The 25,020-nt window shown below is 67.0% G+C and carries 23 protein-coding genes; 12 read left to right on the top strand and 11 right to left on the bottom strand.

The features are described from left to right. Positions 1–32: 32 nt before the first annotated feature. Positions 33–1,433, top strand: a complete 1,401-nt coding sequence (locus G513_RS0108500; RefSeq protein WP_022976408.1) for a WS/DGAT/MGAT family O-acyltransferase — start codon at positions 33–35, stop codon at positions 1,431–1,433. Then, a complete protein-coding gene (locus G513_RS0108495) occupies positions 1,430–2,605 on the top strand; it encodes an acetyltransferase domain-containing protein (RefSeq protein ID WP_022976407.1) in 1,176 nt (391 codons plus the stop codon). Before G513_RS0108500 ends, G513_RS0108495 begins: the two co-directional genes overlap by 4 nt. Before the next feature lie 4 nt (positions 2,606–2,609). On the opposite strand, the gene G513_RS0108490 is transcribed toward G513_RS0108495, so the two are convergent. Beyond that, complete coding sequence (locus tag G513_RS0108490) at positions 2,610–4,793, bottom strand: primosomal protein N' (protein ID WP_022976406.1); 2,184 nt, start codon at positions 4,791–4,793, stop codon at positions 2,610–2,612. Positions 4,794–5,155: 362 nt separating this feature from the next. Between G513_RS0108490 and G513_RS22105 the strand changes: the two genes are divergently transcribed. The 4 genes from G513_RS22105 to G513_RS0108470 are packed head-to-tail and all read left to right on the top strand — an operon-like array spanning position 5,156 to position 8,411. After that, positions 5,156–6,082 carry a DMT family transporter gene (locus tag G513_RS22105; protein WP_022976405.1) on the top strand — a complete coding sequence of 309 codons (927 nt, stop codon included), beginning with the start codon at positions 5,156–5,158 and terminating at the stop codon, positions 6,080–6,082. Continuing rightward, a complete protein-coding gene (locus G513_RS0108480; protein WP_022976404.1) occupies positions 6,079–6,486 on the top strand; it encodes a DUF3224 domain-containing protein in 408 nt (135 codons plus the stop codon). Before G513_RS22105 ends, G513_RS0108480 begins: the two co-directional genes overlap by 4 nt. Positions 6,487–6,499: 13 nt before the next feature. Next, positions 6,500–7,000 (top strand): M48 metallopeptidase family protein, encoded by a 501-nt coding sequence (locus G513_RS0108475; protein ID WP_022976403.1) that lies wholly within the window; start codon positions 6,500–6,502, stop codon positions 6,998–7,000. Positions 7,001–7,007: 7 nt separating this feature from the next. Beyond that, positions 7,008–8,411 carry an aminotransferase-like domain-containing protein gene (locus G513_RS0108470; RefSeq protein WP_022976402.1) on the top strand — a complete coding sequence of 468 codons (1,404 nt, stop codon included), beginning with the start codon at positions 7,008–7,010 and terminating at the stop codon, positions 8,409–8,411. Between the two features lie 9 nt (positions 8,412–8,420). Here G513_RS0108470 and G513_RS0108465 read toward each other — a convergent pair whose 3' ends face one another. The 5 genes from G513_RS0108465 to G513_RS0108445 all read right to left on the bottom strand — a co-directional run bounded on the left by G513_RS0108465 (position 8,421) and on the right by G513_RS0108445 (position 13,349). After that, the gene (locus G513_RS0108465) at positions 8,421–8,648 is read right to left on the bottom strand and encodes a DUF2970 domain-containing protein (protein ID WP_022976401.1); all 228 of its coding nucleotides are present in this window, start codon (positions 8,646–8,648) and stop codon (positions 8,421–8,423) included. 107 nt (positions 8,649–8,755) lie between these two features. Further along, positions 8,756–9,964 carry an MFS transporter gene (locus tag G513_RS0108460; protein WP_022976400.1) on the bottom strand — a complete coding sequence of 403 codons (1,209 nt, stop codon included), beginning with the start codon at positions 9,962–9,964 and terminating at the stop codon, positions 8,756–8,758. Positions 9,965–10,020: 56 nt separating this feature from the next. Beyond that, on the bottom strand, positions 10,021–11,064 hold the full coding sequence (locus G513_RS22100) for an LLM class flavin-dependent oxidoreductase (RefSeq protein ID WP_022976399.1): 1,044 nt from the start codon (positions 11,062–11,064) through the stop codon (positions 10,021–10,023). 140 nt (positions 11,065–11,204) lie between these two features. Then, a complete protein-coding gene (locus tag G513_RS0108450; RefSeq protein ID WP_022976398.1) occupies positions 11,205–12,947 on the bottom strand; it encodes an ATP-dependent DNA ligase in 1,743 nt (580 codons plus the stop codon). 12 nt (positions 12,948–12,959) lie between these two features. Next, a complete protein-coding gene (locus tag G513_RS0108445) occupies positions 12,960–13,349 on the bottom strand; it encodes a GFA family protein (protein ID WP_022976397.1) in 390 nt (129 codons plus the stop codon). A 310-nt stretch (positions 13,350–13,659) separates the two neighbouring features. Here G513_RS0108445 and G513_RS0108440 point away from each other — a divergent pair, with 310 nt between their 5' ends. The 6 genes from G513_RS0108440 to G513_RS0108415 all read left to right on the top strand — a co-directional run bounded on the left by G513_RS0108440 (position 13,660) and on the right by G513_RS0108415 (position 18,879). Further along, on the top strand, positions 13,660–15,606 hold the full coding sequence (locus G513_RS0108440) for a DEAD/DEAH box helicase (RefSeq protein WP_022976396.1): 1,947 nt from the start codon (positions 13,660–13,662) through the stop codon (positions 15,604–15,606). Positions 15,607–15,739: 133 nt separating this feature from the next. Continuing rightward, complete coding sequence (locus tag G513_RS24815; protein ID WP_022976395.1) at positions 15,740–16,162, top strand: glycine zipper domain-containing protein; 423 nt, start codon at positions 15,740–15,742, stop codon at positions 16,160–16,162. Between the two features lie 35 nt (positions 16,163–16,197). Next, on the top strand, positions 16,198–16,512 hold the full coding sequence (locus G513_RS26380; RefSeq protein WP_022976394.1) for a YMGG-like glycine zipper-containing protein: 315 nt from the start codon (positions 16,198–16,200) through the stop codon (positions 16,510–16,512). Positions 16,513–16,616: 104 nt separating this feature from the next. Continuing rightward, positions 16,617–17,036 carry a hypothetical protein gene (locus tag G513_RS0108425; protein ID WP_022976393.1) on the top strand — a complete coding sequence of 140 codons (420 nt, stop codon included), beginning with the start codon at positions 16,617–16,619 and terminating at the stop codon, positions 17,034–17,036. A 38-nt stretch (positions 17,037–17,074) separates the two neighbouring features. Continuing rightward, entirely contained in the window at positions 17,075–17,992 is a 918-nt protein-coding gene (locus G513_RS0108420; protein WP_022976392.1) for a pirin family protein, read from the top strand. A 2-nt stretch (positions 17,993–17,994) separates the two neighbouring features. Continuing rightward, positions 17,995–18,879, top strand: coding sequence for a hypothetical protein (locus G513_RS0108415; RefSeq protein ID WP_022976391.1), 885 nt, complete (start codon positions 17,995–17,997; stop codon positions 18,877–18,879). A gap of 2 nt (positions 18,880–18,881) precedes the next feature. Here G513_RS0108415 and G513_RS0108410 read toward each other — a convergent pair whose 3' ends face one another. The 5 genes from G513_RS0108410 to G513_RS0108390 all read right to left on the bottom strand — a co-directional run bounded on the left by G513_RS0108410 (position 18,882) and on the right by G513_RS0108390 (position 24,813). Continuing rightward, complete coding sequence (locus G513_RS0108410) at positions 18,882–19,619, bottom strand: hypothetical protein (protein ID WP_022976390.1); 738 nt, start codon at positions 19,617–19,619, stop codon at positions 18,882–18,884. Between the two features lie 94 nt (positions 19,620–19,713). After that, positions 19,714–20,409 (bottom strand): queuosine precursor transporter, encoded by a 696-nt coding sequence (locus G513_RS0108405; RefSeq protein WP_051144396.1) that lies wholly within the window; start codon positions 20,407–20,409, stop codon positions 19,714–19,716. Positions 20,410–20,526: 117 nt separating this feature from the next. Next, entirely contained in the window at positions 20,527–20,934 is a 408-nt protein-coding gene (locus G513_RS0108400) for a hypothetical protein (protein WP_022976388.1), read from the bottom strand. Continuing rightward, the gene (locus G513_RS24810; RefSeq protein ID WP_169560580.1) at positions 20,931–23,117 is read right to left on the bottom strand and encodes a TIR domain-containing protein; all 2,187 of its coding nucleotides are present in this window, start codon (positions 23,115–23,117) and stop codon (positions 20,931–20,933) included. Before G513_RS24810 ends, G513_RS0108400 begins: the two co-directional genes overlap by 4 nt. A gap of 136 nt (positions 23,118–23,253) precedes the next feature. Then, the gene (locus G513_RS0108390; protein ID WP_033417518.1) at positions 23,254–24,813 is read right to left on the bottom strand and encodes a cryptochrome/deoxyribodipyrimidine photo-lyase family protein; all 1,560 of its coding nucleotides are present in this window, start codon (positions 24,811–24,813) and stop codon (positions 23,254–23,256) included. Positions 24,814–25,020 lie beyond the last annotated feature (207 nt).

The raw sequence follows: 25,020 nt of genomic DNA, 5'->3' as shown, positions 1-25,020 counted from the left end.
TCCACAACAAGAAATTGACTGGAGCGGCATCGATGGCAACCCGACTCAAACCGCTCGACGCGTCCTGGCTGTATGTCGAGTCGCGCAACACGCCGATGCACGTCGCCGGCCTGAACATCTTTTCGCTGCCGGCCGATGCGCCGCCGGATTTCCTGGCCAGGCTGGTCGCCCAGCTGAAGGACGCCAAGGATTTCGTGCCGCCGTGGAATCTGCGCTTGAAGAAATCCCTGCTGCGCGGCGTGCTGCCGGCCTGGGAAATCGACGACAGCCTCGATCTCGACTACCACGTGCGCCACTCGGCGTTGCCGCATCCCGGCGGTGAGCGCGAGCTGGGCGTGCTGGTCTCGCGCCTGCACAGCCATGAGCTGGACCTGAACCGGCCGCTCTGGGAATGCCACGTCATCGAAGGCCTGGAGAACAACCGCTTCGCGCTGTACACCAAGATGCACCACGCGCTGATCGACGGCGTCGGCGGCATCCGCATGACCGCGCGGGCGTTCTCGGCGAGTGCCGCCGCCGGCAAGGTCGTCCCGCCTTGGACCATCGGTGCGGAGATTCGCAAGCGCAAGGCGCAGGTCGAGGGTGAAGTGCTGCCGAGCACCTTCGAACGGTTACGCGAGCAGTTGCAGCAGCAGGCCGAGCTGGTGCCGCAGGTGACCCGCGCGCTGACCAAGATCTGGCGCGGCAAGAAGCCGAATGACGCGCTGGCCACGCCGTTCAAGGCGCCGAAATCGGTGCTCAACGACAGAGTCGATGGCCAGCGCCGCTTCGCCACCCAGCAATACGAACTGGCGCGTCTGCGGGCGATCGCCGAGAAGGGCGGCGTGACCCTGAACGACGTCGTGCTGGCAATCTGCGCCGGCGCGCTGCGGCGTTTTCTCAAGGAGCTGAACGTGCTGCCGCGGCGCAGCCTGACCGCCGGCCTGCCGGTGTCGCTGCGGCCCAAGGGCGACGAGCAGCTCGGCACCGCGATCAGCTTCATGCTCGCCGATCTCGGCACCTCGATCGCCGATCCGGTCAAGCGCCTGCAGTGGATCCACAGCTCCACGCTCAGCGCCAAGGAGCATCTGCAGAGCCTGCCGAAGAGCGGGCTCAACAACTACACGATGCTGTTCATGGCGCCGTACATCATGGGCATGCTCACCGGCGCCGCCGGGCGCATCAAGCCGATGTTCAACCTGGCGATCTCCAACGTCCCGGGCCCTGACAAGACGCTCTACCTCGGTGGCGCCAAGCTCGAAGCGATGTACCCGGTCAGCGTGCTGCAGCACGGCCAGGCGCTGAACATCACCTGCCTGTCCTACGCTGGCAAGCTCAACTTCGGCTTCACCGGCGCCCGCGATGCACTGCCGCACATGCAGCGGCTCGCGGTCTATACCGGCGAGGCGCTGGATGAGCTGGAAGCGGCGGTGAAGGCGGCGATCGCTGCATGAATGCCGTGCCGCTCCGCGCCCCTGCCACGGGGCGCCTGAGCGGCATCGATCGGCTGCGCGGCATCGTCATCGTGCTGATGGCGCTCGATCATTGCCGCGATTACTTCAGCGCCTTCCCCTATCGGCCGACCGATCTGTCGCAAGCCGACTGGACCTTGTTCCTGACCCGCTGGATCACCCATTTCTGCGCGCCGGTGTTCGTGCTGATGGCCGGCAGCAGCGCCTGGCTGCACGCGCGCAACGCCGGGCTGAGCCGCGCCGAACTACAGCGTTTCCTGCTGACGCGTGGCCTGTGGATCGTGCTGCTCGAACTGAGCTGGAACAACTTCATGTGGCGCTTCGCGCTCGACGGCATGACCCTGCAGGTGCTGTGGGCGCTCGGCTGGTCGATGGTCTTCCTGTCGACGCTGCTGTGGCTGCCGCGGGCGGCGATCATCGCCATCGGTGCGATCACGGTGCTCGGTCACGACGCGCTCGACGGCATCGAAGCCTCAGCGTTCGGCAGCGAATGGTCGCCGGCGGCGGTCGCCTGGTATCTGTTGCACGAGCTGCATTTCGGCGACATCGGCGGCAGCTTCGAGCTGGTGATTCTGTATCCACTGCTGCCCTGGATCGGCGTGATGGCGCTGGGCTACGGCCTGGGCGTGGTCTTCGAGCGGCCGGCGAAGGTTCGTGATCGAACGCTGCTGCGCGTCGGCCTGCTGCTGAGCTTGAGCTTCATCGCGCTGCGGCTCGGCAATCTGTACGGCGAGCCGCAGATGTGGGCGGTCAATCCGCGCGGTGAGTTGTACACCGCGCTCGGCTGGCTGAACCTGTCGAAGTACCCGCCGTCGCTGCAGTATCTGGCGATGACCCTCGGCCCGGCGCTGATGCTGCTGCCCTGGCTGGAACGCTGGCGCGGCGCGGCTGCCGAGGTATTCGCGACCTTCGGCCGGGTGCCGATGTTCTTCTACCTGCTGCACGTGCCGCTGATCCACGGCGGCAGCGTCGCGGCGCGTTATCTGCTGTTCGGTTCAGTGCAGGCCGATGCCTTGCCGTCGACCTATGTCCCCAGCCTGCTGCCGGTCTACGGCGCCTGGCTGCTTGCGGTTGCGCTGCTGTACCCGGCCTGCCGCTGGTATGCCGGCTACAAGCGGCGCCATCGCGACAACCGCTGGCTGAGCTACCTGTGAACGCTCAGAACAGATCCGCCGGATCGACATCCAGCGACCAGCGTAGCCGAGTCTTCTGGCCCAGCGCTTCGATCTCCGGCAGCCAGACACCGAGCAGGCGATGCAGCGCCGAGCGGGACGGGCTTTTCAGCAGCAGCTGGCCGCGTTGATAGCCGGCGCGGCGTGCCATCGTCGCCGGGGCCGGGCCGAGGATTTCGACCTCGTCGGCGGCCGGTAGCTGGCTGCGCAGCGTACGCAGGAAGTTCATCACTTCGCCCTCGCTGCGCGCTTCGACTCTCAGCAGCGCCAGGCTGGCGAACGGTGGTAGGCCGAACTGCTTGCGCTCGGCCATCAGGGTTGCCGCGAACGCTGGGTAACCGCGTTCGACGAGCAGGCGCAGCAGCGGATGCTCGGGCTGGTGGGTCTGCAGCAGCACTTCGCCGGGTGCATCGGCGCGGCCGACTCTTCCGGCGACCTGGGTGACCATCTGGCCCATCCGTTCGATGGCGCGGAAATCGCTGCCGAACAGCGCCTGGTCGACGTCGATCAGGCCGGCGAAGGCGAGGCCGGCGAAATCGTGGCCCTTGGCCAGCACCTGGGTGCCGACCAGCAGCTTCACGTCGCCACGCTCGACGTCGGCAAGCAGCCGCGCGATCGCCGCGCCACTGGACAGGCGATCGGAATCGAAGCGCTCGACCCGGTACTCCGGGAAGCGCATCCGCAGCGCATCCTCGATCCGCTCGGTGCCCTGGCCGACCGGCACCAGCTTGCCGCCGCAGTCGCTGCAGGCCGGCGGAATCGGTTCGACATGGCCGCAGTGGTGGCAGGCCAGGCGCTTGCGGGCGCGATGGACGACCAGCCGCGCATCGCAGTTCGGGCACGGCGTGACCGCGCCGCAGTCGTGGCAGAGCAGCACTGGCGCGTAGCCGCGACGATTCAGGAACAGCAGCGCCTGATGGCCGGCTTCGAGCTGGCGCGACACCGCCTCGATCATCGTCGGGCTCAGGCCGTTGTCGAGCGGCGCGTGGCGCACGTCGAGCAGATGGATGCGCGGCGGCGCCTGCTGGCGGACCCGCTTCAGCAGGCGCAGATGCCGATAGCGGCCGGTCTCCGCGTTGTGCAGCGATTCCAGCGATGGCGTGGCGCTGCCGAGCAGCACCGGTGCGCCGGCCCGGCGGGCGCGCAGCACGGCGACATCGCGCGCCTGATAGCGCAGGCCGTCCTGCTGCTTGTAGGAGACGTCGTGCTCCTCGTCGACGATCACCAGCGCCAGCCGCGCCATCGGCACGAACACCGCCGAGCGGGTGCCGACGACGATGCGCGCGCGGCCGTCGCGCGCGGCGAGCCAGTTGCGGGCGCGCTCGGTTTCGCTCAAGCCGGAATGGAAGCTGGCCACGCCATCGCCGAAGCGGGCCTTGAAGCGCGCCACGAGTTGCGGCGTCAGGCCGATTTCCGGCGCCAGCACCAGCACCTGGCCGCCGGTGGCGAGCACGGTTTCGGTCAGCCGCAGGTACAACTCGGTCTTGCCGCTGCCGGTCACGCCTTCGAGCAGGCTGACCGCGAAACCGGCGCTCAAGCCTGCGTCGAGGGTGGTCAGCGCGGCAGCCTGTTCCTCGGTCAGCGGCAGGCGGGCCTCGAGCGGCGTGACCACATCCAGCGCACAGCGCTCGACCCAGCCGCTGTCGAGCGCTTTCTTCAGCGCCGCGGCTGCACTTGGCAGTGCGGCACGGACCTGCGCGCTGCTGCCCGGAGCCGACGCCAGCCGATCAAGCAATGCCTTCATGGTGGTCGAACGCGCCGGCAAGCTCGCCATCGCCACACGACCGGCTTCGGTCAGCTGCAGGCCATCAGGCGGCGGCATCGTCACCGGCTCGCCGCGCCGCAGCGGGCCGGGCAGCGCGGCGGCAATCACTTCGCCGAGCGGGTGCAGGTAGTAGTCGGCGACCCAGCGGCACAGCGCCAGCAATTCGGGGCCGACCATCGGCCCGGTCAAGGCAACGTCGTCGAGCACGCTGGTGATCGGGCGCGGTTCGAACTCCGGGACTTCGACTTCGCGGACGGCGTCGACCACCACGCCGACCAGTTCGCGGCGGCCGAACGGCACCCACACGCGCACGCCCGGCACCAGCGCTGCGACCAGAGCGTCCGGCGCTTCGTAATCGAAGCGCTGCCGCAAGGGCACCGGCACGGCGACTGTGACGAGCCTCACGCGCGGCCTGTGGATAAGCATGTGTACATCATTGAAGCTCGCGCACGGCTTTTGTCGCGGCGCAACATCGGCCGCTGGGCAATCCACAAAGCTGAAAAATTAATGATCACTGATTCAATGACTTGAATATTTTTATCAAGGCCTTGGCGGGAACGGGGCTTGATAGTCCCGGAATTGTCCGTCGAACCGCGCTTGTGCATAAGCCTTGGCCTCATGCCCAATTCCGGTGCATGCCGATCCGGGACGAAGGCGCGGAAACGGGTCGTCATCATAGGGCCGTTGGTACGCCGGCTCAGGCGACATCGCGCTGCCGGCCCCGAAGTCCGACAATGCCGTCCTCCCCTGAAGCATCCGATCCCGCGATGTCGTCGCCCGATTCCACCCCTGCTGTCACCCGTAGCGGCCTGCCCGGCCTGGTGCTCGGCGCGGTGCTCATTGGTTTCGCGGCGATCATCGTCCGGCTGGTCGACGTCGGGCCGACGGCAGCGGCGTTCTGGCGGCTGGCGATCGCCGTGCCGGTGCTCGGCTTGCTGCGCTGGCGGCTGCAGCCACGCAGCGAAGCGCCGACGGACCGCCGCGCGCTGGGCCTGATGCTGCTCGCCGGCATCGCGTTCGCGCTCGATCTGGCACTGTGGCATCGCTCGATCCATCTGACCTCGGTGGCCAACGCGACCCTGATGTCGAACCTGTCGCCGGTGTTCATCGCGCTGACCCTGCATTTCGGCTTCGGCGACCGCCACCCGCTGCGCTTCTGGATCGGCCTGGCGCTGGCGCTGATCGGCGCCGGCGTGCTGGTCGCCGACAGTTTCCGGATCAGCCACGAGACCGCGATCGGCGATCTGCTGGCGGTCGGCACGGCCGTGTTCTATGCGATCTACCAGCTGCTGGTCAGCCGCAGCCGGCGGCGCTATTCGGCGCTCGACGTGATGTTCTACGCGAGCCTCGCCGGCGCTGCCCTGCTGCTGCCGATGGCGCTGCTCAGCGGCGAACGCCTGCTGCCCACCGGCCCGCGCGACATCATGTTGCTGCTGGCGCTCGGCCTGGTCGTCCACATCGGCGGCCAGGGCCTGATCGCCTGGGCGCAGGCGCATGTCACCGCCTCGTTCGCGAGTGTCACCCTGCTGGTGCAGCCGGTCGCTGCCGCCGTGTTTGCCTGGGTCCTGCTCGGCGAAGGTTTCGGCTTGCAGCAGACGCTCGGCGGCATCGTCATCCTGGCCGGCATCCTGAACTGCCGGCTGGCGATGCCTTCGCCTATCCTGCCGTCCAACCCACCAAGAGCTTCGCCATGACCACCCAGACTGCTTCCGGCGCATTCGATGTGACGCTTGCACCGCTGAGCCTCGATCAGCCCGGGGACGACAGCGCGCGTGGCCGCATGCGGCTCGACAAGCGCTTCCACGGTGGACTGGATGCCACCGGTGCCGGCGAAATGCTGACCGGCATGGGCAGCGTCAGCGGCTCGGCGGCGTATGTCGCGATCGAGCGGATCAGCGGCACGCTCAACGGCAAGACCGGCAGCTTCATCGTCGTCCACCGCGGCCTGATGACGCGCGGCGCACCGGAGCTGGCGGTGACCATCGTGCCGGACTCCGGCACCGGCGAACTCGCGGGCATCAGCGGCGCGATGAATCTGATCGTCGGCAACGGCCGCCACGACTACACGATCGATTACACGCTGCCAGCAAGCGCCTGATCGCCGGCTTTCGATGACCGATCTGCCTTACCTCACCGGCTACCCGCCAGCCACGCTCGACCAGGTGCGCAAGCTGATCGCCGAGCAGCGGCTGAGCGCGCATCTGGCGAAGAAGTATCCGGCTCGCCACGAGATCCAGTCCGACAGCGCGCTGCAGACCTATGTCGGCGATCTGAAGAGCGAGTACCTGCGCAGCGCGCCGCCGCTGCACCGGGTCTGCTACGAAGGCGGCATGGAAGCGGTACGCAATGCGCTCGGCGTGCACGTCCGCTCGTCACGCGTGCAGGGCGGCAAGCTGAAGATGAAGCGCGAGATCCGCATCGCCGCCGTGTTCCGCGAAGCGCCGCCGGAGTTCCTGGAAATGATCGCCGTGCACGAGCTTGCGCACATCCGCGAGCAGGATCACGACAAGGCCTTCTACCGTCTCTGCGAGCACATGTTGTCCGACTACCACCAGCGCGAGTTCGATGCCCGGCTGTGGCTGACCGCGCGGCGGCTGGAAGCTGCAAAGTGACCCCGACATGACGCTGTACAAACGCTACGCCGACGAACTCGCGACTCTGATCGCCAGCGGTGCGCTGCAGCCGGACGAGCGCCTGCCTTCGGTGCGCGAAGCCAGCCGCAAGCGCGGCTTGAGCGAGATGACCGTGCTGCGCGCCTATCACCGGCTGGAAGCCAGCGGCCTGATCGTCGCCAAGCCGCGCTCCGGTTATTACGTCTGCGCGCAGCGCGCCAAGCCGCCGAAGCCGGCGCTGTCGAAGCCGCTCGCCCGGTCGACGACCGTCGACAAGAGCGAGTTGATCTACGAACTGCTGGCCGCCATCCGCCGGCCCAGCGTGGTGCCGCTGGGCTCGGCATTCCCGAGCCCGAAGCTGCTGCCGCTGAAGGCGCTGCATGCCTCGCTGAACCGCAGCGTCCGCGGGCTCGATCCCTGGCGCACGGTGGTCGATCTGTCGCCGGGCAATCCGGAATTGCGGCGGCTGATCGCGCTGCGCTATAGCGGTGACGGCATCGCTATCGAACCGGAAGGCCTGGTGATCACCGATGGCGCAATGGAAGCGCTGAGCCTGTGTCTGCAGGCGGTCACCTCGCCGGGCGATGCGGTGATCATCGAATCGCCGACGTTCTACGCCTCGCTGCAGGCGCTGGAGCGTTTGCGGCTGCGCGCGGTTGAAGTGCCGACCGATCCCGAAACCGGCGTCGATCTCGATGCCCTGGCCACCGCTCTCAAGCGCCACAAGCCGGCCGCCTGCTGGCTGATGACCAGCTTCCAGAATCCGCTCGGTGCGTCGATGCCGGATGCTCGCAAGCAGGCGCTGGTCACGCTGCTGGCGCAGCACGGCGTGCCGCTGATCGAGGACGACGTCTACGGCGAACTGCACTACGGCGAATCGAGGTCCAAGCCGGCCAAGGCCTGGGACGAGGAAGGGCTGGTGCTGCACTGCTCGTCGTTCTCGAAATGCCTGGCGCCGGGCTATCGCATCGGCTGGGCAGCGCCCGGCCGCTACACGGCACGCGTCGAGCGCCTGAAGCTCGGCAGCAGCCTGTCGGCGGCGCTGCCGTCACAGCTGGCACTGGCCGATTACCTCGCCACCGGCAGCTACGAACGCCACCTGCGCAAGCTGCGCGAGCAGTTGATCGCCGGGCGCGATGCGATGCTCGCGGCGATCCAGCAGCACTTTCCGGACGGCACGCGGGTGACCCGGCCGGACGGTGGCTACTTCCTGTGGGTCGAGCTGCCGAAGGGCGGTGATACGCGAGCGCTGCAGCAGGCCGCACTCGCACAGGACATCAGCATCGCGCCCGGCGCGCTGTTTTCGGCGCGCGACGATTTCGCTCACTGCCTGCGCCTGAACTACGGCCATCCGGACGATGGCCGAGTCGGCGCGGCGCTGGAAACGCTCGGGCGTCTGGCGCGCGGCTGAATCGAGGTCTCAGTGCGCCGCGAACGCCAGCGCCAGCTGGGCGGCACCAACGAACAGGCCGACGACCACACCGGTCAGCAACACGCCGACGACGATGAAATGCAGCGGCTTGCCGCTGTTGAAATCGCGCACCCGGTTGCGATGGCTCTGCACGCCGAAGAATGCCCAGGCGACGCTCTGGATCACCTGCAGGGTCGATACGCTGGGGGCTTCGGTTTCGGGACGTTGGCTGGACATGGCGGGCTCCTCGATACGTCCTGGATGGACGCTGCCACGATGAGCCCGATGACGAAGCGATCCAAGCACCAGATCGCTCGCGAAAAGCTAGAGCAGATGTGCGCGGTCTAGAGTGCGCGCGCCGGCACCAGCCGCGCTTCCCGCACCGGCAGGCAGCTCAATGCGGCGATCAGCGCCAGCACCATGTCGGCGATCCACATCCACGAGTAATCGCCGAAACGGCTGATGGTCACCCCGCCCAGCCAGGCGCCGAAGAAGCCGCCGATCTGGTGGCTGAGCAGGGTCAGGCCGAACAGGGTGCCGAGGTAGCGGGTGCCGTAGAGCTTGGCGACCAGCCCGGCCGTCGGCGGCACCGTGGCCAGGAAGGTGAAGCCGAGGCCGGCGGCGAACAGGTAGACGCTCAAGGCATTGCGCGGCGACATCATGAACAGCGCGATGAACAGCGCGCGGCTCGCGTACATCGCGCAGAGCAGCGATTTCATCCGCACCCTCTGGCCCAGCCAGCCGGCCGATAGGCTGCCGGCGATGTTGAACGCGCCGACCAGCGCCAGGGCCGTACCCGATACCGAAGGCGACAAGCCGCACAGCGCCACCTCGCCCGGCAGATGGGTGACCAGGAAAGCGACGTGCACGCCACAGGTGAAAAAGCCGAAGTGCAGCAGCCAGTAACTGCGATCGGCGAGGGCGATGTTCAGCTGCGCGCGCAGTCCGGCGTCGGCGACAGCGGCCGGTTTCGCGGGCCCGGCCAGACGGCTCGCCAGCGGCAGACTCAGCAGGGTCGACGCGGCGAGCGCATAGGCCGCGGTCATCCAGCCGAAGGCGGCGATCAGTGCCTGCACGATCGGCGCGAACAGCAGCTGCCCGAATGAGCCGCCGGCATTGATGAAGCCGGCAGCGAAGGCGCGCTTGTCGGCCGGCAGCTGCTGCGAGGTCGCGCCGATCAGGATCGAGAATGCGCCCGCGCCAGCACCGGCGGAGGTCATCACGCCAAGACAGACCAGCAGGCCGAACTCCGAACTGAACGACGGCGCCAGCGCCAGCCCCGCGGCCATCAGCAGCCCACCGAAGACGACCACACGCACCGAACCGGTCTGATCGGCAATGGCGCCGAACAGCGGCTGCACCGCGCCCCAGACCAGCTGGCCGATGGCCAGCGCGAAGCTGATCGACACGATGCTCAAGCCGGTACTGGCGCCGATCGGCTGCATGAACAGACCCAGCGACATCCGCGCGCCCATGGTCAGCGCCAGGATCGCGGCGGCGGCCAGCATCAGCGTCCAGGCGGCGCGGGAGGAGCTGGCAGTCGGAGTGGTCATCAGTGGACGTTGCAAAGGGCGATGGCGAAAGCTTAGTCCAATGCTCCGGCCGGGCCTCAGGCCGCTGCGGTCTCGAACGCCGGCATCACATCGCGGCTGAACAATTCCACCGAGCGGGTGACCTGCTCGACCGTCAGATCGCCGAACGCGAACCAGGACACCAGGTAGTTCATGCCGGTGCGCTCGGCTTCTTCCTCGACGAAACGGCGGACCGTCGCCGGCGAACCGGCGATGCCGTTGCCCGCTGCTTCGACGCCTTCCCACTCGTCCGGATAGAGCGCCGCCAGCGGCGGAAACGCCTGCCGCACCGACAGGCCATTGGCCAGCCACAGATGATCGAAGCTGGCGAACCATTTCTTGTACGCGCGGCTGGCGATGCGCTTGGCCTCGGCATCGGTTTCGGCGACCACGACGTGACGGCTGACGCCGATCCTCGGCAGGCGCGCGAGTGGCTTGCCGAGCCTGGCCCATTCGGCGCGATAGCGGTCGGCAATCGCTTTCGCGCCTTCGTTCAGCGCCAGGGTGACGATGTTGACGTCGTGTTCGGCCGCCCAGACGCAGGACTCCGGCGACAGCACGCCGTACCAGAGTTCCGGATGCGGCTGCTGCACCGGCCGCAGGGTCATCGGCACGTCGTTGAACTGGTAGTGCTTGCCGCTGTGGCTCAGACGCTCGTCGCGGAAGCCTTTCATCAGCACGTCGAAGGCTTCCAGATACATCTCCTGCGCCTTGGCGAAATCGAGACCGAAGAACTTCAGTTCGTAAGGCGATACTCCGCGACCGACACCAAGCATGAAGCGCCCCTGGCTCATCTGATCGAGCATGCAGATCTCTTCGAGCAGACGCAGCGGGTGATACAGCGGCAGCAGATAGACCAGCGGCCCGATCTTGATGCGCCGGGTCCGCTGCGCAACGGCGGCCAGCAGCAGGCCCGGGCTCGGCGCATAGCCGAGCGGCGTCGAATGATGCTCGGCCACGTGATAGCCGTGCAGGCCACAGCGGTCGTAGACCTCGGCCATCCGCAGCCGCGCTTCCAGATGCTCGCCCAGCGGCAGGGCGCTGTGATCGACATGGTCGAACACGCCGAACTTGATGGTCATCGTCTCGCTCCTTTCGCCTCGAATTCGCCGCGCTCTGTGGCGGGCTGGTCCGAGTATCGAGGCGTCGCTACGCAGCAAGCCAGCGTCGGCGGCGAACTCAGGGTTTGCCCCCGCTGTACCTCAGGGTCGCAGGAAGGCTTTCAGGTCGTCGAGCGGTTGGCATCTGCCGATTTTTTATCGGTGCGCCAGCGGGCGATACGCGGAAAGCGCAGCGCGATGCCGGCCTTGTGCCGCGATGACGCCTGGATGCCTTCGAAGGCGATCTCGAAGACCTGGCCGATTTCGGGCCCGGCGTCGACGCTGCGCACCGGGCCGAACTTCTCCCGCGTGTGCTGCTTGATCCAGTGATCCATCTTGGTCAGCTCGGCATCGGTCAGGCCGGAGTAGGCCTTCGCCACCGGCAGCAGCGCGCCTTCGCCGGGTGCGGGGCCGGCCCAGACGGCGAGCGTGTAGTCGGTGTAGAGATTGGCGCGCCGGCCGTGGCCGGCCTGGGCGTAGACGAGCACGCAGTCGATGCTCATCGCGTCGAGCTTCCACTTCCACCAGGCGCCGCGGCGGCGGCCGGTCTGATAGCCGGAATCGAACCGCTTCAGCATCAGCCCTTCGACGCCGCGTTCGCGGGCTTCGGCGCGCTGCGTGGCGAGGCTGCTCCAGTCTTCGGCCACGAGGCATTCGGACAACTGCAGCCGAGGCGCGGCAAGTTGCGCGACGATCGTGGCCAGCTGCGCGCGCCGTTCGGCCAGCGGCCGTGCTCGCCAGTCCTCGCCCTGCCATTCGAGCAGGTCGTAGGCGACGAACGCGACCGGCGCGTCGGTCAGCAGTTTCTTGCCGACGGTCTTGCGGCCGATGCGGGTCTGCAGCCTGGCGAACGGCAGCACCTGGCTGCCGTCGTGGGCAAGGATTTCGCCGTCCAGCACGGTGCCGTCCGGTAGCAGCGCGGCGGCGGTTTCGATTTCCGGGAAGCGACCGTTGAGCAGTTCCTCGCCACGCGACCACAGGAAGCTCTGCCCGGCGCGGCGAATCAGCTGGCCGCGGATGCCGTCCCATTTCCATTCGGCGAGCCAGTCGGCAACCGGCCCGAGCCCGGACGGCAGGCCGTCCTGCCAGACGCCGTCCGCTGCGTCTTCCACCGGACTCGCGAGGCAGAACGGATACGGCTGCGAGGGATGGGCTTCGGTCGTGCCCGGCGCGATGAGCGAGTGCCAGGCCGCCGCGGCTTTCCAGAGATCGTTCGCTGGATCGTCACCGTCCATGGCTTGAGACGGGACTACTCGATCACCCCCGGCCCGGCCATCCTTGGCCGGGCGCTCGTGGCTGCTGCGAGGCCTGCTCGCAAAGCGCAGCCACTCGCCCATCAGTCGTTGCGCGATCAGGCTGTCGGGCAGCCCGGCATGTGCCGCCAGCGCGCGGGCTGCCAGACCGGAGGACACGCCGACTCGCAGCGAGCCGGTCAGCAGCTTGTTGAACAGGAAGCACTCGTCCAGCGGCAGCCCCGCCCAGACCTCGATCAAGGCGGCGCGCTGCTCGTCCGGCGGACGGTCGCGCAGCGCCATCAGCCAGGCGACCCATTCGGCCAGGCCGCGCTCGATCGGCGCGGGCCGATCGGCGCGATCAAGCAACAGCGCCAGGGTTTCGGCGAGATCGCCGACATGGGCGTAGCACTCCTCGATCACGGTCGGCGACAGGCCGGTGGCGTCGCTGATCCAGGCGCGTAGCTGGGTTGGCGCGATCAGGCGCTTCAGCCGCTCCCCGGTCAGGAAGTACAGGCCCCAGGCGGCATCGGCGGGCGGTGCCTCGGCGAAGTAGGCGCGCATCGCCTCGACTTTCGCCGACGTCGCGCGCGTTTCGTCCAGCCGCGCGTAGAGGGCGGCGAAGCGCTTCAAGGTTTGCCGTACTCAGTCACCGAAGCGCGGCAGCTCGTCGTCGGTGGTGTCCCAGTCGGCCTTGGCGCCGAGCAGGTAGTGATAGTCCGGCGTCCGGCCGACCGGCTGGTCCAGCGAGCCGAGGCGGATGCGGACCAGCTCCGGATAGCTCGCCGATTCGCTGTACACCGGCGAACCGCAGTTCGAGCAGAACCAGCGCTTCTTGCCCGGACTGGAGGCGTAGGCCTTCAACAGCTCGCTGCCCGAGAGCAGGCGGAACTGGTCGCGCGGCACCGGTGCGTTGGCCGCGAACGCCGTGCCGCTGGCCTTGCGGCACATCGCGCAATGGCACAGGCCGATGCGCGTGACCTCGCCATCGAATTGGTAGCGGATGCTGCCGCAGAGACAGCTGCCTGCTTGCATGGGTCGGTCTCGTACGAGGCGCAAAACTGGGGTGGACTTCTGGGGCAGAAGCGTGATTTGAAGACCGTCGGACGATGCCAAAATTCCATCGTGATGGTCGTCTCGAATATTTCACGGCGCGAGCAAATGACCTCTTGCAGACACAACATGCGCCTTCACATTTCGCCGCTCGCCGATGGCCAGACGCACAAGCGAGTAAAATCGCGCCGTCATTCGAGTGCCGCTGTTCTTGCGGGCGTTCGCCGGCCTTTCAACTGGCCTCCCCCAAGACCCGGACGCTCGTGCGCGAGTGTCTCTTTCAGGTATCGACATGTCCGAACCGGCTGCTGAAGTTTCCGTCACGTTCCGCGATCTCGCGCTTTCCGAACCGGTGCTTTCTGCGCTCGACGCAGTCGGTTACGAATCTCCTTCGCCGATTCAGGGCGCCACCATTCCGCATCTGCTCGCCGGCCGCGATGTGCTCGGCCAGGCGCAGACCGGTACCGGCAAGACCGCCGCTTTCGCACTGCCGATCCTGTCCAAGCTCGATACCGAGCAGCGTCTGCCGCAGGCCTTGGTGCTGGCGCCGACGCGCGAACTGGCGATCCAGGTTGCCGAAGCCTTCCAGAAATACGCGGCGAAGATTCCGGGCTTCCATGTGCTGCCGATCTACGGCGGCCAGAGCTATGGCCCGCAGCTCTCCGCGCTGAAGCGTGGCGTGCACGTCGTCGTCGGCACACCGGGCCGCGTGCTCGATCACATGAAGCGCGGCACGCTCGATCTGTCGCAGATCAAGTGTCTGGTGCTCGACGAAGCCGATGAAATGCTGCGCATGGGTTTCATCGAGGACGTTGAATTCGTCCTCAAGGAAACGCCGCCGGAACGTCAGGTGGCGCTGTTCTCGGCAACCATGCCGGCGGTCATCCGCCGCATCGCCCAGACCTATCTGAAGGACCCGGCCGAAGTCACGATCAAGTCGAAGACGTCCACTGCGACCAACATCCGCCAGCGCTACTGGCTGGTGTCGGGCATGCAGAAGCTCGATGCGCTGACCCGCATCCTCGAAGCCGAATGCTTCGATGGCATGATCATCTTCGCCCGCACCAAGGCGGCGACCCAGGAACTGGCAGACAAGCTCGAAGCGCGCGGCTACAACGTCGCCGCACTCAACGGCGACATGGAACAGCGCGCCCGCGAGCTGACCGTCAATCGTTTGAAGGACGGCCGCCTCGACATCGTCGTCGCCACCGATGTCGCCGCCCGCGGTCTCGACGTCGAACGCATCAGCCACGTCTTCAACTACGACATCCCGACCGATACCGAGAGCTACGTGCATCGCATCGGCCGCACCGGCCGCGCCGGGCGTTCGGGCGAAGCGATCCTGTTCGTGGCGCCGCGCGAGCGGCACATGCTGAAGCTGATCGAACGCGCCACGCGCCAGCCGATCACGCCGATGGAATTGCCGTCCGTCGAAGCCGTCAACACCCAGCGCATCGCCCGTTTCACGCAGAAGATTTCCGATGCCCTGGCCAGCGGCGGTCTCGAACCATTCCGGCCGATCATCGAAGCCTTCGAGCGCGAGAAGAACATCCCGGCGATCGAGATTGCCTGCGCGCTCGCCAAGCTGGTGCAGGGCGATGCCTCGCTGCTGCTCGACGACGTGCAGGAACTGCCGAAGCCACGCAGCTACAGCGTCGAGTCGTCGCCGTCGAGCTACAGCCCGCCGCCGCGTCGCGAATACGATCGTGGTTCGTCATCCGAAGGTGCGCCGCCGCGCCCGGCGCGTCCGCGTCCGGAATCGGCCAGCGCGCCGTTCGAGCGCAGCGATCGCCCGGTGCGCGCCGAGCGCCCGGAACGCAGCGAGCGTCCCGAGCGTCGTCCGCCATCGGCCGCTGCCGCAGCGCCGTCGTTCGCTGCCCGCAGCGAGGAAACGCCGCGCCCGAAGCGCGCGCCGCGCGAAGAATCGGTGCCGATGGAAACCTTCAGAGTCGAAGTCGGCCATGTGCATGGCGTCAAGCCGGGCAACATCGTCGGCGCGATCGCCAATGAAGCCGGTGTCGAATCGAGCTTCATCGGCCGCATCGAGATCGAGAACGAGTACAGCCTCGTCGATCTGCCGGCCGGCATGCCGAAGGAAATCTTTCGCGACCTGCAGAAGGTCTGGGTCGTCGGCCGCCAGCTGAAGCTGAGCCGGCCGGGCGCACCCCCGGCGAAGACGCCGTACGAAGCGGGTGCTGCGCCGCGCCCGAAAGCGAAGAAGCCGCCGCCGCGCCCCTGAAGTTTTCGCTGCGCGCCGACCGTTGGTCGGTCGCGCAGCGAGTTCAGTTCTGATTCATCGCGAGCCCTGCAATCTGTGCCCAACACGACGCGAACCCGCGTCGTTTTCGGATCACGGCATCAGGAGTCACGTCATGTTCAAGACCTTCATCGCAACCGCCTTGCTGCTCGGCGCGGCCTCCAGCATTCCGGCTTCGGCCGGCAACCGTGGCAACGCCATTCTCGGTGCCGTGATCGGTGCTGCGGCCGGTGTCGCCATCGGCGACTCGGTGGGCGGCCGTGATGGTGCGGTGGTCGGCGGTGCCGTCGGCGGCCTGGTTGGCGCGTCGATCGGCAACCAGAGTGGCCGCCGCAATGACGATCGTCGTTACGATGCCCGCTATGACAATCGTTACGACGGCCGTTACGACAACCGTCGCTATGACAACCGGTATGACGGTCGCTACGAGCGCAGCTACCAGCCGCGTTACGAGCCCCGCTATGTCGAGTATCGCGGCTACGATCGTGGCCGGGACTATGGCCGCAGTCATCGCCACGACCGCTACTGCAACGATTGATTGCAGCTGACTATTCCAGAATCGAGGAGATTTCGATGAATCGTAAATTTGCGGCAGCGCTGATCCTTGGCGCCATGCTGTCCGGTACTGCCCACGCGGGTGATACGACCAACGCCGTCATCGGTGGCGCCATCGGCGGTGGTGCCGGTGCCGCGGTCGGCGATTCGGTCGGCGGCCGTGATGGCGCCATCGTCGGCGGTGCGGTGGGTGGCGCGCTCGGCGCCGGTGTCGGCGCCAATGCCGGCTCCGACAACGACCGCGACGATCGTCGTCGCCGGGCCGAGCGGGATCGTCATGAGCATCACCATCATGACAACGGCAAGCACAAGGGGCAGCGCAAGAAGCGCTAGGCCGATTGATCGGCTGCGCGTTGCAGGCTGTTCGAAAGCCCGGCTCCGGCCGGGCTTTTTGTTGGCGCTGTCGTGATTGCACTACTCAGCGCCGATAATGGCGCATGCCGCTGAACGTCCCCAAGACCATCCTCGAAGCCGCGATCGGCAACGGCCAGGTGCGCCGCTTTCGGGATTTCGCGCTGGTGGTACTCGATGGCGAAGGCGCGCTCTGCGTGCCGAACGACATCTGGCTGCCGGCTGCGTCCTGGGCGACATCGCGCGCGCCGTCCGGCAACCGCATGCGTGATCGCATGAATCTGCTGCAGCGGCTGGAAGTGCTGGTCACCCGGCGCGGTACGGCCGTGGTGTCGACCACCGGCGGGCCGTTGCGGCTGGCGCGGCTGCGCGACCTCATGAAGCGCGATGGCCTGGACATCGGCGAATGGAATTTCCCGCCGCAGGCGGTGCTTGATCAGGCGCTGAATCCAACTCCGTTGCCAACAAAGCCGGTGCAGCCACCACCGCCTGAAGATGCGGCCTAGCGCCTATCATTCGGCATCCCCTTCGGAATGTTCGATCGATGAATTCGTCTTCAAGCGCAGCGTCCAGCTGCATCCTCGACCGCATCGCCGGCCGCACGCGCGATCTCGGTGGTTTCTCGGTCAAGCGCGTGCTGCCGATTGCCCATCGCAAGATGGTCGGCCCGTTCATCTTCTTCGACGAGATGGGCCCGGCGACCTTCGCGGCCGGCAGCGGCATGGACGTGCGGCCGCATCCGCATATCGGCCTGGCCACGGTCACCTATCTGTTCGAAGGCCGCATCCGCCATCGCGACAGCCTCGGCACCCTGCAGGACATCACGCCGGGCGACGTCAACTGGATGACCGCCGGCCGCGGCATCGTCCACTCCGAACGCACCCATCCGGACGATCGCGCCAGCGGCTATGCGGTGCACGGCATCCAGAGCTGGGTCGCGTTGCCGCTGGTCGACGAAGAATGCGCGCCGGCCTTTGTCCATCACCCGGCCGCCAGCCTGCCGGCCTTCGAGCGTGATGGCGCCAGCCTGCGCTTGATCGCCGGTCACGCCTACGGCCGCTGCTCGCCGGTCGAGGTGCGCTCGCCGACGTTCTACCTCGCCGCCGAACTGCCAGTCGGCACCCGACTGACGATGACCGATGAGCACGAAGAGCGCGCCGTCTACGTGGTCAGCGGCGCGGTGACGATTGGCGGCGAGCGCTTCGAACCCGGCGAGCTGGCCGTGCTGGTGCCGGGCGCGGAAGCGATCGTCGTCGCTGACACGATAAGTCGCGTGATGCTGCTCGGCGGTGCCCGCCTGCCCGAGGAGCGCCACATCTGGTGGAACCTGGTGTCGACGCGCGCCGAGCGCATCGAACAGGGCAAGCGCGACTGGCTCGACTATGGCCAGGAACGGGGCAAGAAGGGCCCGTTCGACCAGGTGCCCGAGGAACACGAGTTCATTCCGCTGCCGGCGAACTGAGCTTGGCAACGATCCCCGCTGCGATCGACTGCGAGTTCGATGCCGAATTCGACCACTATGTCGGCATCGACTGGTCTGGTGCCGCGCAGCCCGGCTATGCCGGCATCGCCGTCGCCCGTTGTGTGGCGGGACGCGCCGCGCCGCAGCTGGTCAAGCCGCCGGGCAAGACCTGGACGCGTAGCAGCGTGCTCGATTGGCTGCGCGCCGAACTGGCGCGTCCGCAGCGCTTGCTGGTCGGGTTCGATTTTGCCTTCCATCTGCCTGGCGATGGCCGCGCCGCGTCGGTGCTTTGGGCGGAAGTCGAAGCCCGCTGCACCAACGAGCCGGACTTGCTCGGTCGTGCCTACGCCGAGGGCGATCCGCGCTTCTGGACCGCCGGCCCGCAGCCGAAAGGCTGGAACGAACGGCCGCGCCGCGCTGAAACCGCGTGCCGTGAAGCCGGGCTCGGCAATCCGCAGACGCCGTTCCAGCTGATCGGCGCGAAGCAGGTCGGCAAGGGCGCGCTGGCCGGCATGCGCCTGCTGCACAGGCTGGAGACGCAGGTGCGCGAGCGGGTTGCGATCTGGCCGTTCGATACGTCCGCCGGACAGGATCGCCGCTCGGTCTGCGTCGAGATCTATCCGCGCCTCTACATCCGCAAGGCAGGCTTCGGCAACGCCAAGCTGCGCAGCCGCGAAGACATCAATCACGTGCTGAACGCACTGGCCAGCATCGGCTTGTCACCGGCCAAGACCGCCAGTTCGGCACGAGTCGAGTTCGACGATCACGAGGCCGATGCGCTGGTCACCGCGGCCGGTCTGCGCGAAGCCGCCAGCAAGCCGGCGCTGTGGGCGGCCGGTGCCGGCGAGCCGGAAGGCTGGATCTTCGGCGTGCCGAAACCAGCCTGAAGCTACTTCCCGAACAGGCCGCCGAACGAGCGCAGATCGGGCAGCACGGTCGGCTCGGCCGGTAGCGCGAACCGCGATGGCGCCGGCGTTGCGGTATCGAGCTTTTCGAGCCTGAAGCTGCGGCCGACTCGCAGGATGCCGGTGCCGCGCTGCTTGAGTTCCGCGGCCAGGCGTTCGTTGGCGTCGGCATCGAGCTCGGGCAGCGAGCGCGCCAGCAGGCGGCCGGTGCTGAGCATCGCGTCGGTCAGTTCGCGCACTTTCGGATCGTTGGTCAGCACCATTTCGTCGACCCGCTGACGGCCGGCCTTGTTGACCGTGGTGAGCTCCCAGACGCGGCCCGAGAAGCCGGCGATGGTCTCGATCGCGCCCGGCCCGGTCAGGTTCACGTAACGGCCATCGGTGATCAGCGAGCGCGGCGCCAGGCTGCGCGCCATGCCGCCCATGGTCTGCATCATCTGCGCGAAATTGAGCACGATCGGCTGGCCTTCGAGCGCGGTGATTGCGTACGGCACGTTGTCGCGGACGATCAGATAACCCTCGCGGCGGTTCTCGGCCTGCACGCGGACATGGGCGGTACCATCGAACTCGATGCTCGAACGCACGACCTGCAAATTCGGCTGGCTGAAATCTTCGCCGGCCAGCACGGTAGCGGTGCCGCCGGCCTGCGCGGCTTGCAGCGCGGCGATGCCGAACAGCAGCGACGCAAACAGACGATTGGACGATTTGACGGACAGACTCATGCGGATGATCCCGAGTGAAAGGTTGAGGACAACGGTCGGCCACCGTCGCAGTTCGAAGCCGAACGCCCGCTGAACGAGCGTTTCCGCGGCCGCACTATTTCAACGACTTCGTGTCGCCCTCATCCTTCAGCGAGAACGGCGAAAACGAGATGTCACGATCGTAGGTGTCGACGCCCTCGGCGCGCTTCAGCGCGTTGACCACCCAGTAGGTGGCCGGCGTGAACGCCACTTCGACGCCGATCTTGAACAGCACGTTGAAGACCATCAGCGAAGCCAGGGTCGCGTTATCAAGCAGGCCATAGAACGCGATCGGATAGAACAGCAGGCTGTCGATGCCCTGGCCGCAGATCGTCGAGCCGATGGTGCGCATCCACAGATGCCGGCCTTCGCTCCAGATCTTCATCTTCGCCATCACGAAGGAATTGACGAAGTCGCCGACCCAGTAGGCCGCCATGCTGGCCACGACGATGCGCCAGGTGTTGCCGAATACCGTTTCCAGTGCCGGCTGCAGCAGCTTGTTGTAGTCGCTGGTCGGGCTCGCCGGCATGCCGACGACGATCGCGCTCATGAACGTTGCAAAGATCATCGCGCCGAAGCCGGCCCAGATCGCACGCCGGGCACGCGCATAGCCGTACACCTCGGTCATCACGTCGCCGAAGATGTAGCTGATCGGGAAGAACAGGTTGCCGGCACCGAAGGTGACAATGCCGATCACCGGCAGGGTGACGACGCAGGCCTTGGCCGGGCCGATCAGGTTCGAGCACAGCAGCACGGCCACCGTGCCGGCCATCAGGAAGTCGAAGTAGCGGAAGTTGCGCAACAGCTGACTCCATCAGGCGGGCCGTGAATTGCGGCCCGCCGAGTTTAGCGGGCAGCCGGTTCGGCGATGAGCCTCAGCACCGGTGAATCAATTGGATGACACCGACCTCGGCCCGCCGCTGTTGAGGATGGTCGGATCGAAGTCGGGCGGGTTCGGGGTGCCGTTGATGCCGAGGAAATAGAACGTCGCCTTGCCCGATTCCCAGGTGGTGTCATCCGGGTTGACGGTGATCGTGATCTGGCTCGGTTCGAGGTCCCAGCTGATCGCCTGGGTGCGATCGACACCGCCGACGATGAAGCTCACCGGCCTGGCCTCGTTGAACTTGTAGAGCTTCGCGGCGGCCGGCGTCATCTTGTAGGTGACCGTATCGGCGTCAGCGCGCTTCCTGGCCCAGATCAATTTGACGATGCCGATGCCGATGTCATTGCCGCTGCGGATCGCGGGCAGCGTGAGGATCTTCGGAAAATTCTGTCTCGGCGGGAAAAGCTTGATCATCGATCGTCTCTGGTCTTCGATAGGCGTGGATGCTGCGCATCCGGTGGGTACTGGCTGCACAGCTGCTTGTTCAGCAGTGCATTCGGCTTGCCGCAGTGACGCTCGACAAAGCGCTGCACACTGTAGGTCCACGGTGCCTTCGTATTCGGCTGCGCCGCTGCTGGAATGTGATCTGCACCACTCATCAAGCCCAGCAAGGCACGAAGACGGGCGCTGGCATGCGCGTCATCCGCCTGGCTTTCGTCCGCGTCGGTCAGCGCGTTGCGCGCTGCTTCGCGATGGACCTGCGCCGCAACTTCGTCGTGATCCTCGTAGACCGCCAGCTCCAGCGCGTACAGATGCGCCTGCGCGTAATCGACCCGATCCGGTTTTGCGTCCGGAAGTACCTTGCCGACGAAGCCCAGAGCCTCGTCGACAACGGAGCGGGCCTGGGCAACATCGTGACGCAGCCAGGCCATCTCGTACGCAAGCTGGGCTGCGGTCATGTAGCGGCGCCGGGTTTCGCGATTGGTCCCATCGTGCGCGAGCAGATCGTTCAGCAAGCGCAGCGATTCCGCGTTTTCGCTTGCCGCCGCCTCCATGTGGTTCGCCTGAAACTCGGCACCGGCCAGGATCTGCGAATGCATCAGCAGCGTCTGGCGGTAGTCGAAGTTGCTTGGATCGGCGCTGACCATTTGCTTGGCCAGCGCCGCACCTTCGGTCCCGGCGCTCAGTGCAATGGCGGTATCGCCGGTATCGAGCGCGGAATAACCCAGGGTCGACAGTGAAAAGGCCAGCGCGTAACGCTGCCATTGATCGTCCGGCTGGGCCTGCACGCGTGCACGCAGCAGGTCGGCGTGTTCCTGCAGCTTGGCGAGCGCTTCCGCGTTGCGGCCTAGGCGGAGCAGGGTCGAACCCTGCCAGGACAGCGCGCCCAGCAGCTTGGTCGCTTCGGAAGCGAGCGCGGCGTCATCGACCAGCCCACGCGCTTTCGCGACCACCTGCTCGAACAGCGGCAGCGCTTCGGTATAGCGGTGGCGCTCGAAGGCGAGGATCGCCAGATTGTTCAGCGCGTAGGCCACCTCGATCTGCCAGCTGAGATTGGCCGGATCGCGGCTGACCAGCTTCTGCGAGATCGCCTGGTAAGCGAGGAAATTGGTTTCCGCCTGATCGAACTGGCCGGCGCGCCAGCCCGCGTAGCCGACCCAGAATTCGGTCTGGCCCAGCTCGAACAGCAGAGCGTTGTCGTCCGGCGCCGCGGCCACCAGATCGCGCTGCAGCTTCAGGGCGGCGGACAAGGTTTCCACGGCATCGGCCGGTCGGCCTTGTGCGAAGCGCACTTCGCCGATCTGGCGCAGCGCCTTGGCGCGTGCCGCCAGGGCGCGTGGGCCGGGATCGCTGCCGCGATCGAGGCCGGCGAAGTAGGCGGTGGCCCGATCGCCGACGGCATCGAGAATGTCGAGCTTGCCGAGCGGTTCGAGCTTGCCTCGGAGATCGCCGAGCATGAAGCCGATCAACTCCTCGCCCTGCTGGCGGCTGTGCTCGGCTTCGCGCTGGGCGAGCACCGCGAAGATCGCCAGCGCCACGGTGACGGCCGCGACGCCGACACTCAAGCCGGTGAGCACCGCCAGCCGACGATTGCGGGCAATCAGATCGCGGCGCTTGAGTTCATCGAAGCCGACGCCGAGCAGGCCGGCAATGATCTTCAGCCGGGCATTGTCGCGGCCATCGGCATCGTCATCGAGCTGGGCGGCCATCGGCTCCAGCGGCAGGCCGTTGACGGTGGCGTTGCGCAGCGCCGGCGGAAAGCATTCGCGTTCCGGATGGCCCTTGGCGGTGGCGTTCGGTTCACCGTCGACGATCAGGCAGAGCAGGCTGGCCGGATCGCGGACGCTCAGGAAGTGTTCGACCTCCTCGTTGACCCAGCGCGACGTCGCCGCGTGCGGCGAGCAGATCAGGATGTAGCAACGGCTTTGCGCGATCGCCAGCCGCAACTGCTCGGCGAGCGCACCGGCGGACAGCTCTTCGCGATCGCGGAAGATCGGATACAGCCGGGCCGGCACCGGGCCGAACTGGCCGGCGCTGCCGACCAGGCGTTTTGGCACGCGATAGTTTTCGAGCGCGCGATGCAGCCATTCGGCGACCTTGCGATCGCGATGGCTGTAGCTGATGAAGCCCGGATATTTGTAGTTGCTGCCGGTCACGCCCAATCCCCACCCCGAACCGCAAGCTGCTTCCGCCTTGTCGTGTCCTCGTCCCCGTCGCTTGTACGCATGACGGCGGTTAGGCCGCGAGCGTAGTCAGCTTGTCCAGGCACGGCAAGCCGCTGCGGCAAGCGATTCAGGCCCGATCGTCGGGCTCGTCGTCGAAATCCAGTCCGAGCTGGGCCTGCGCCACTTTCCTGCGCGGCCGGGTGGTCGGCGGCAGGCCGGCCTTGCGGCTGCCGTGACGCTCCTGGATGACATCGGCCTGGCGATGGAATTCGGCACCGTCGCGCACCGCCCAGACTCGGTCCCGTGCCTCGCGGGCCGCCTCGATCGGATCGACGATCGGCAGCGGATAGTCGTGGCCGAGCCGCACGCCGGCTTCGGCCTGCTGCCGCTCGTCCATCTGCCACGGCGTGTGGATCAACGGCGCCGGCACCCTCGAAAGTTCCGGCAGCCAGCGGCGGATGAACAGGCCATCCGGATCGTGATCGAGCCCCTGCTTGACCGGGTTGTAGATGCGGATCGTGTTGATGCCGGTGACGCCGCTCTGCATCTGCATCTGCGGGTAGTGGATGCCGGGCTCGTAATCGGTGAAGAGCCGGGCCAGATGCAGCGCCGGGCGCTGCCAGTGCAGCCACAGGTGGTAGCTGGCCACGGCGCACAACATTGCCCGCATCCGGAAGTTGATCCAGCCGGTGGCGATCAGGCTGCGCATGCAGGCATCGACGAACGGCAGGCCGGTGCGGCCCTCGCACCAGGCGGCGAAGCGTTGCTCGTCGAACTCGTTTTCGCGCAGGCCGTCGTAGGCCGGATGGGTGTTGGTGAATTCCAGGCGCGGTTCGGATTCCAGCTTCTGGATGAAATGGCAGTGCCAGTGCAGCCGGGCGATGAACGAGCGCAGCGCGCGCTTCCAGCTTTGTTGCTGATCGAATCGCTGCGCCGCGGGCTTCCGCAATTGCATGGTCGCGGCCTGCGCGGTTTCGCGGATCGAAAGCGTGCCCCAGGCCAGATGCGGCGATAGCCGCGAACACGATTCGGCCGCCGTCAGCGGGCTCGACATCTCGCGGTGATAGTGGCCGCCGCGCTCGGTGAGAAAGCTGTGCAGCGTGCGCAGCGCTTCCGAGCGGCCGCCGCGCTGGCGACCGGGGCAGGCATCGGCCGCCAGCCACGGCAGTTGCTGTGGCGGCATCGGGCCAGGATCGACATCGAGCGACATCAGATTGGCCGGTGCTTCGGCGCAGTCGGCCGACATCATCCGATCCCAGCGCTGGGCCCAGCCTTCGCGCGAGCGCAAGCGCCGGATCACGCCTTGCTGCGCGATCTCCGTCCAGCCGATGCCTTGCTCGCGCGCCCAGGCGCCGACCGCGAGATCGCGCGCATAGCTCCAGCCGTTGCCGGTTTCCTGATGGCTCCACAGCGTGAAGGCGCCGCGTTTCGCGCGCAGCGCTTCGAACACCGCCACCGCTTCGCCACGGCGGATCACCAGCGGCTGGCCGAGCCTGGCGAGCGCGGCGCGCAGCTCGATCAGCGATTCGCGGATGAACGCCCAGTGGCGGCCCGAGGCATCCGGCTGCTGCCAGAGCGAGGGCTCGATCAGATAGATCGGCAGCACTGGCCCGGCTGCCGCAGCCAGCGCCAGCGGCGCGTGGTCGGCAATGCGCAGATCGCGCTTGAACCAGACGACTTGCAGCATCACCGTGCGGCTCGCGAGGATCGGATCTGCAATGTAGCCGTGCAAGGCGCAGCATGTCGCGCGGCCAGCGGAGGGTTTTCCGCGAATGTCCGGTCCGCGCCGGGAATCCCGTCTGGATCTGAAACGTCATCTTTGATCGGCTCGAAGAGCCAGGCAGGCGGCAGTCGGCGCAAGGTCTGCTCGGTCGCGATGGCGATGAACATTCAG

Source organism: Nevskia ramosa DSM 11499 (genome assembly GCF_000420645.1).
GTDB classification, from domain to species: Bacteria; Pseudomonadota; Gammaproteobacteria; order Nevskiales; family Nevskiaceae; genus Nevskia; species Nevskia ramosa.
This window is presented reverse-complemented; position numbering and strand designations above follow the sequence as displayed.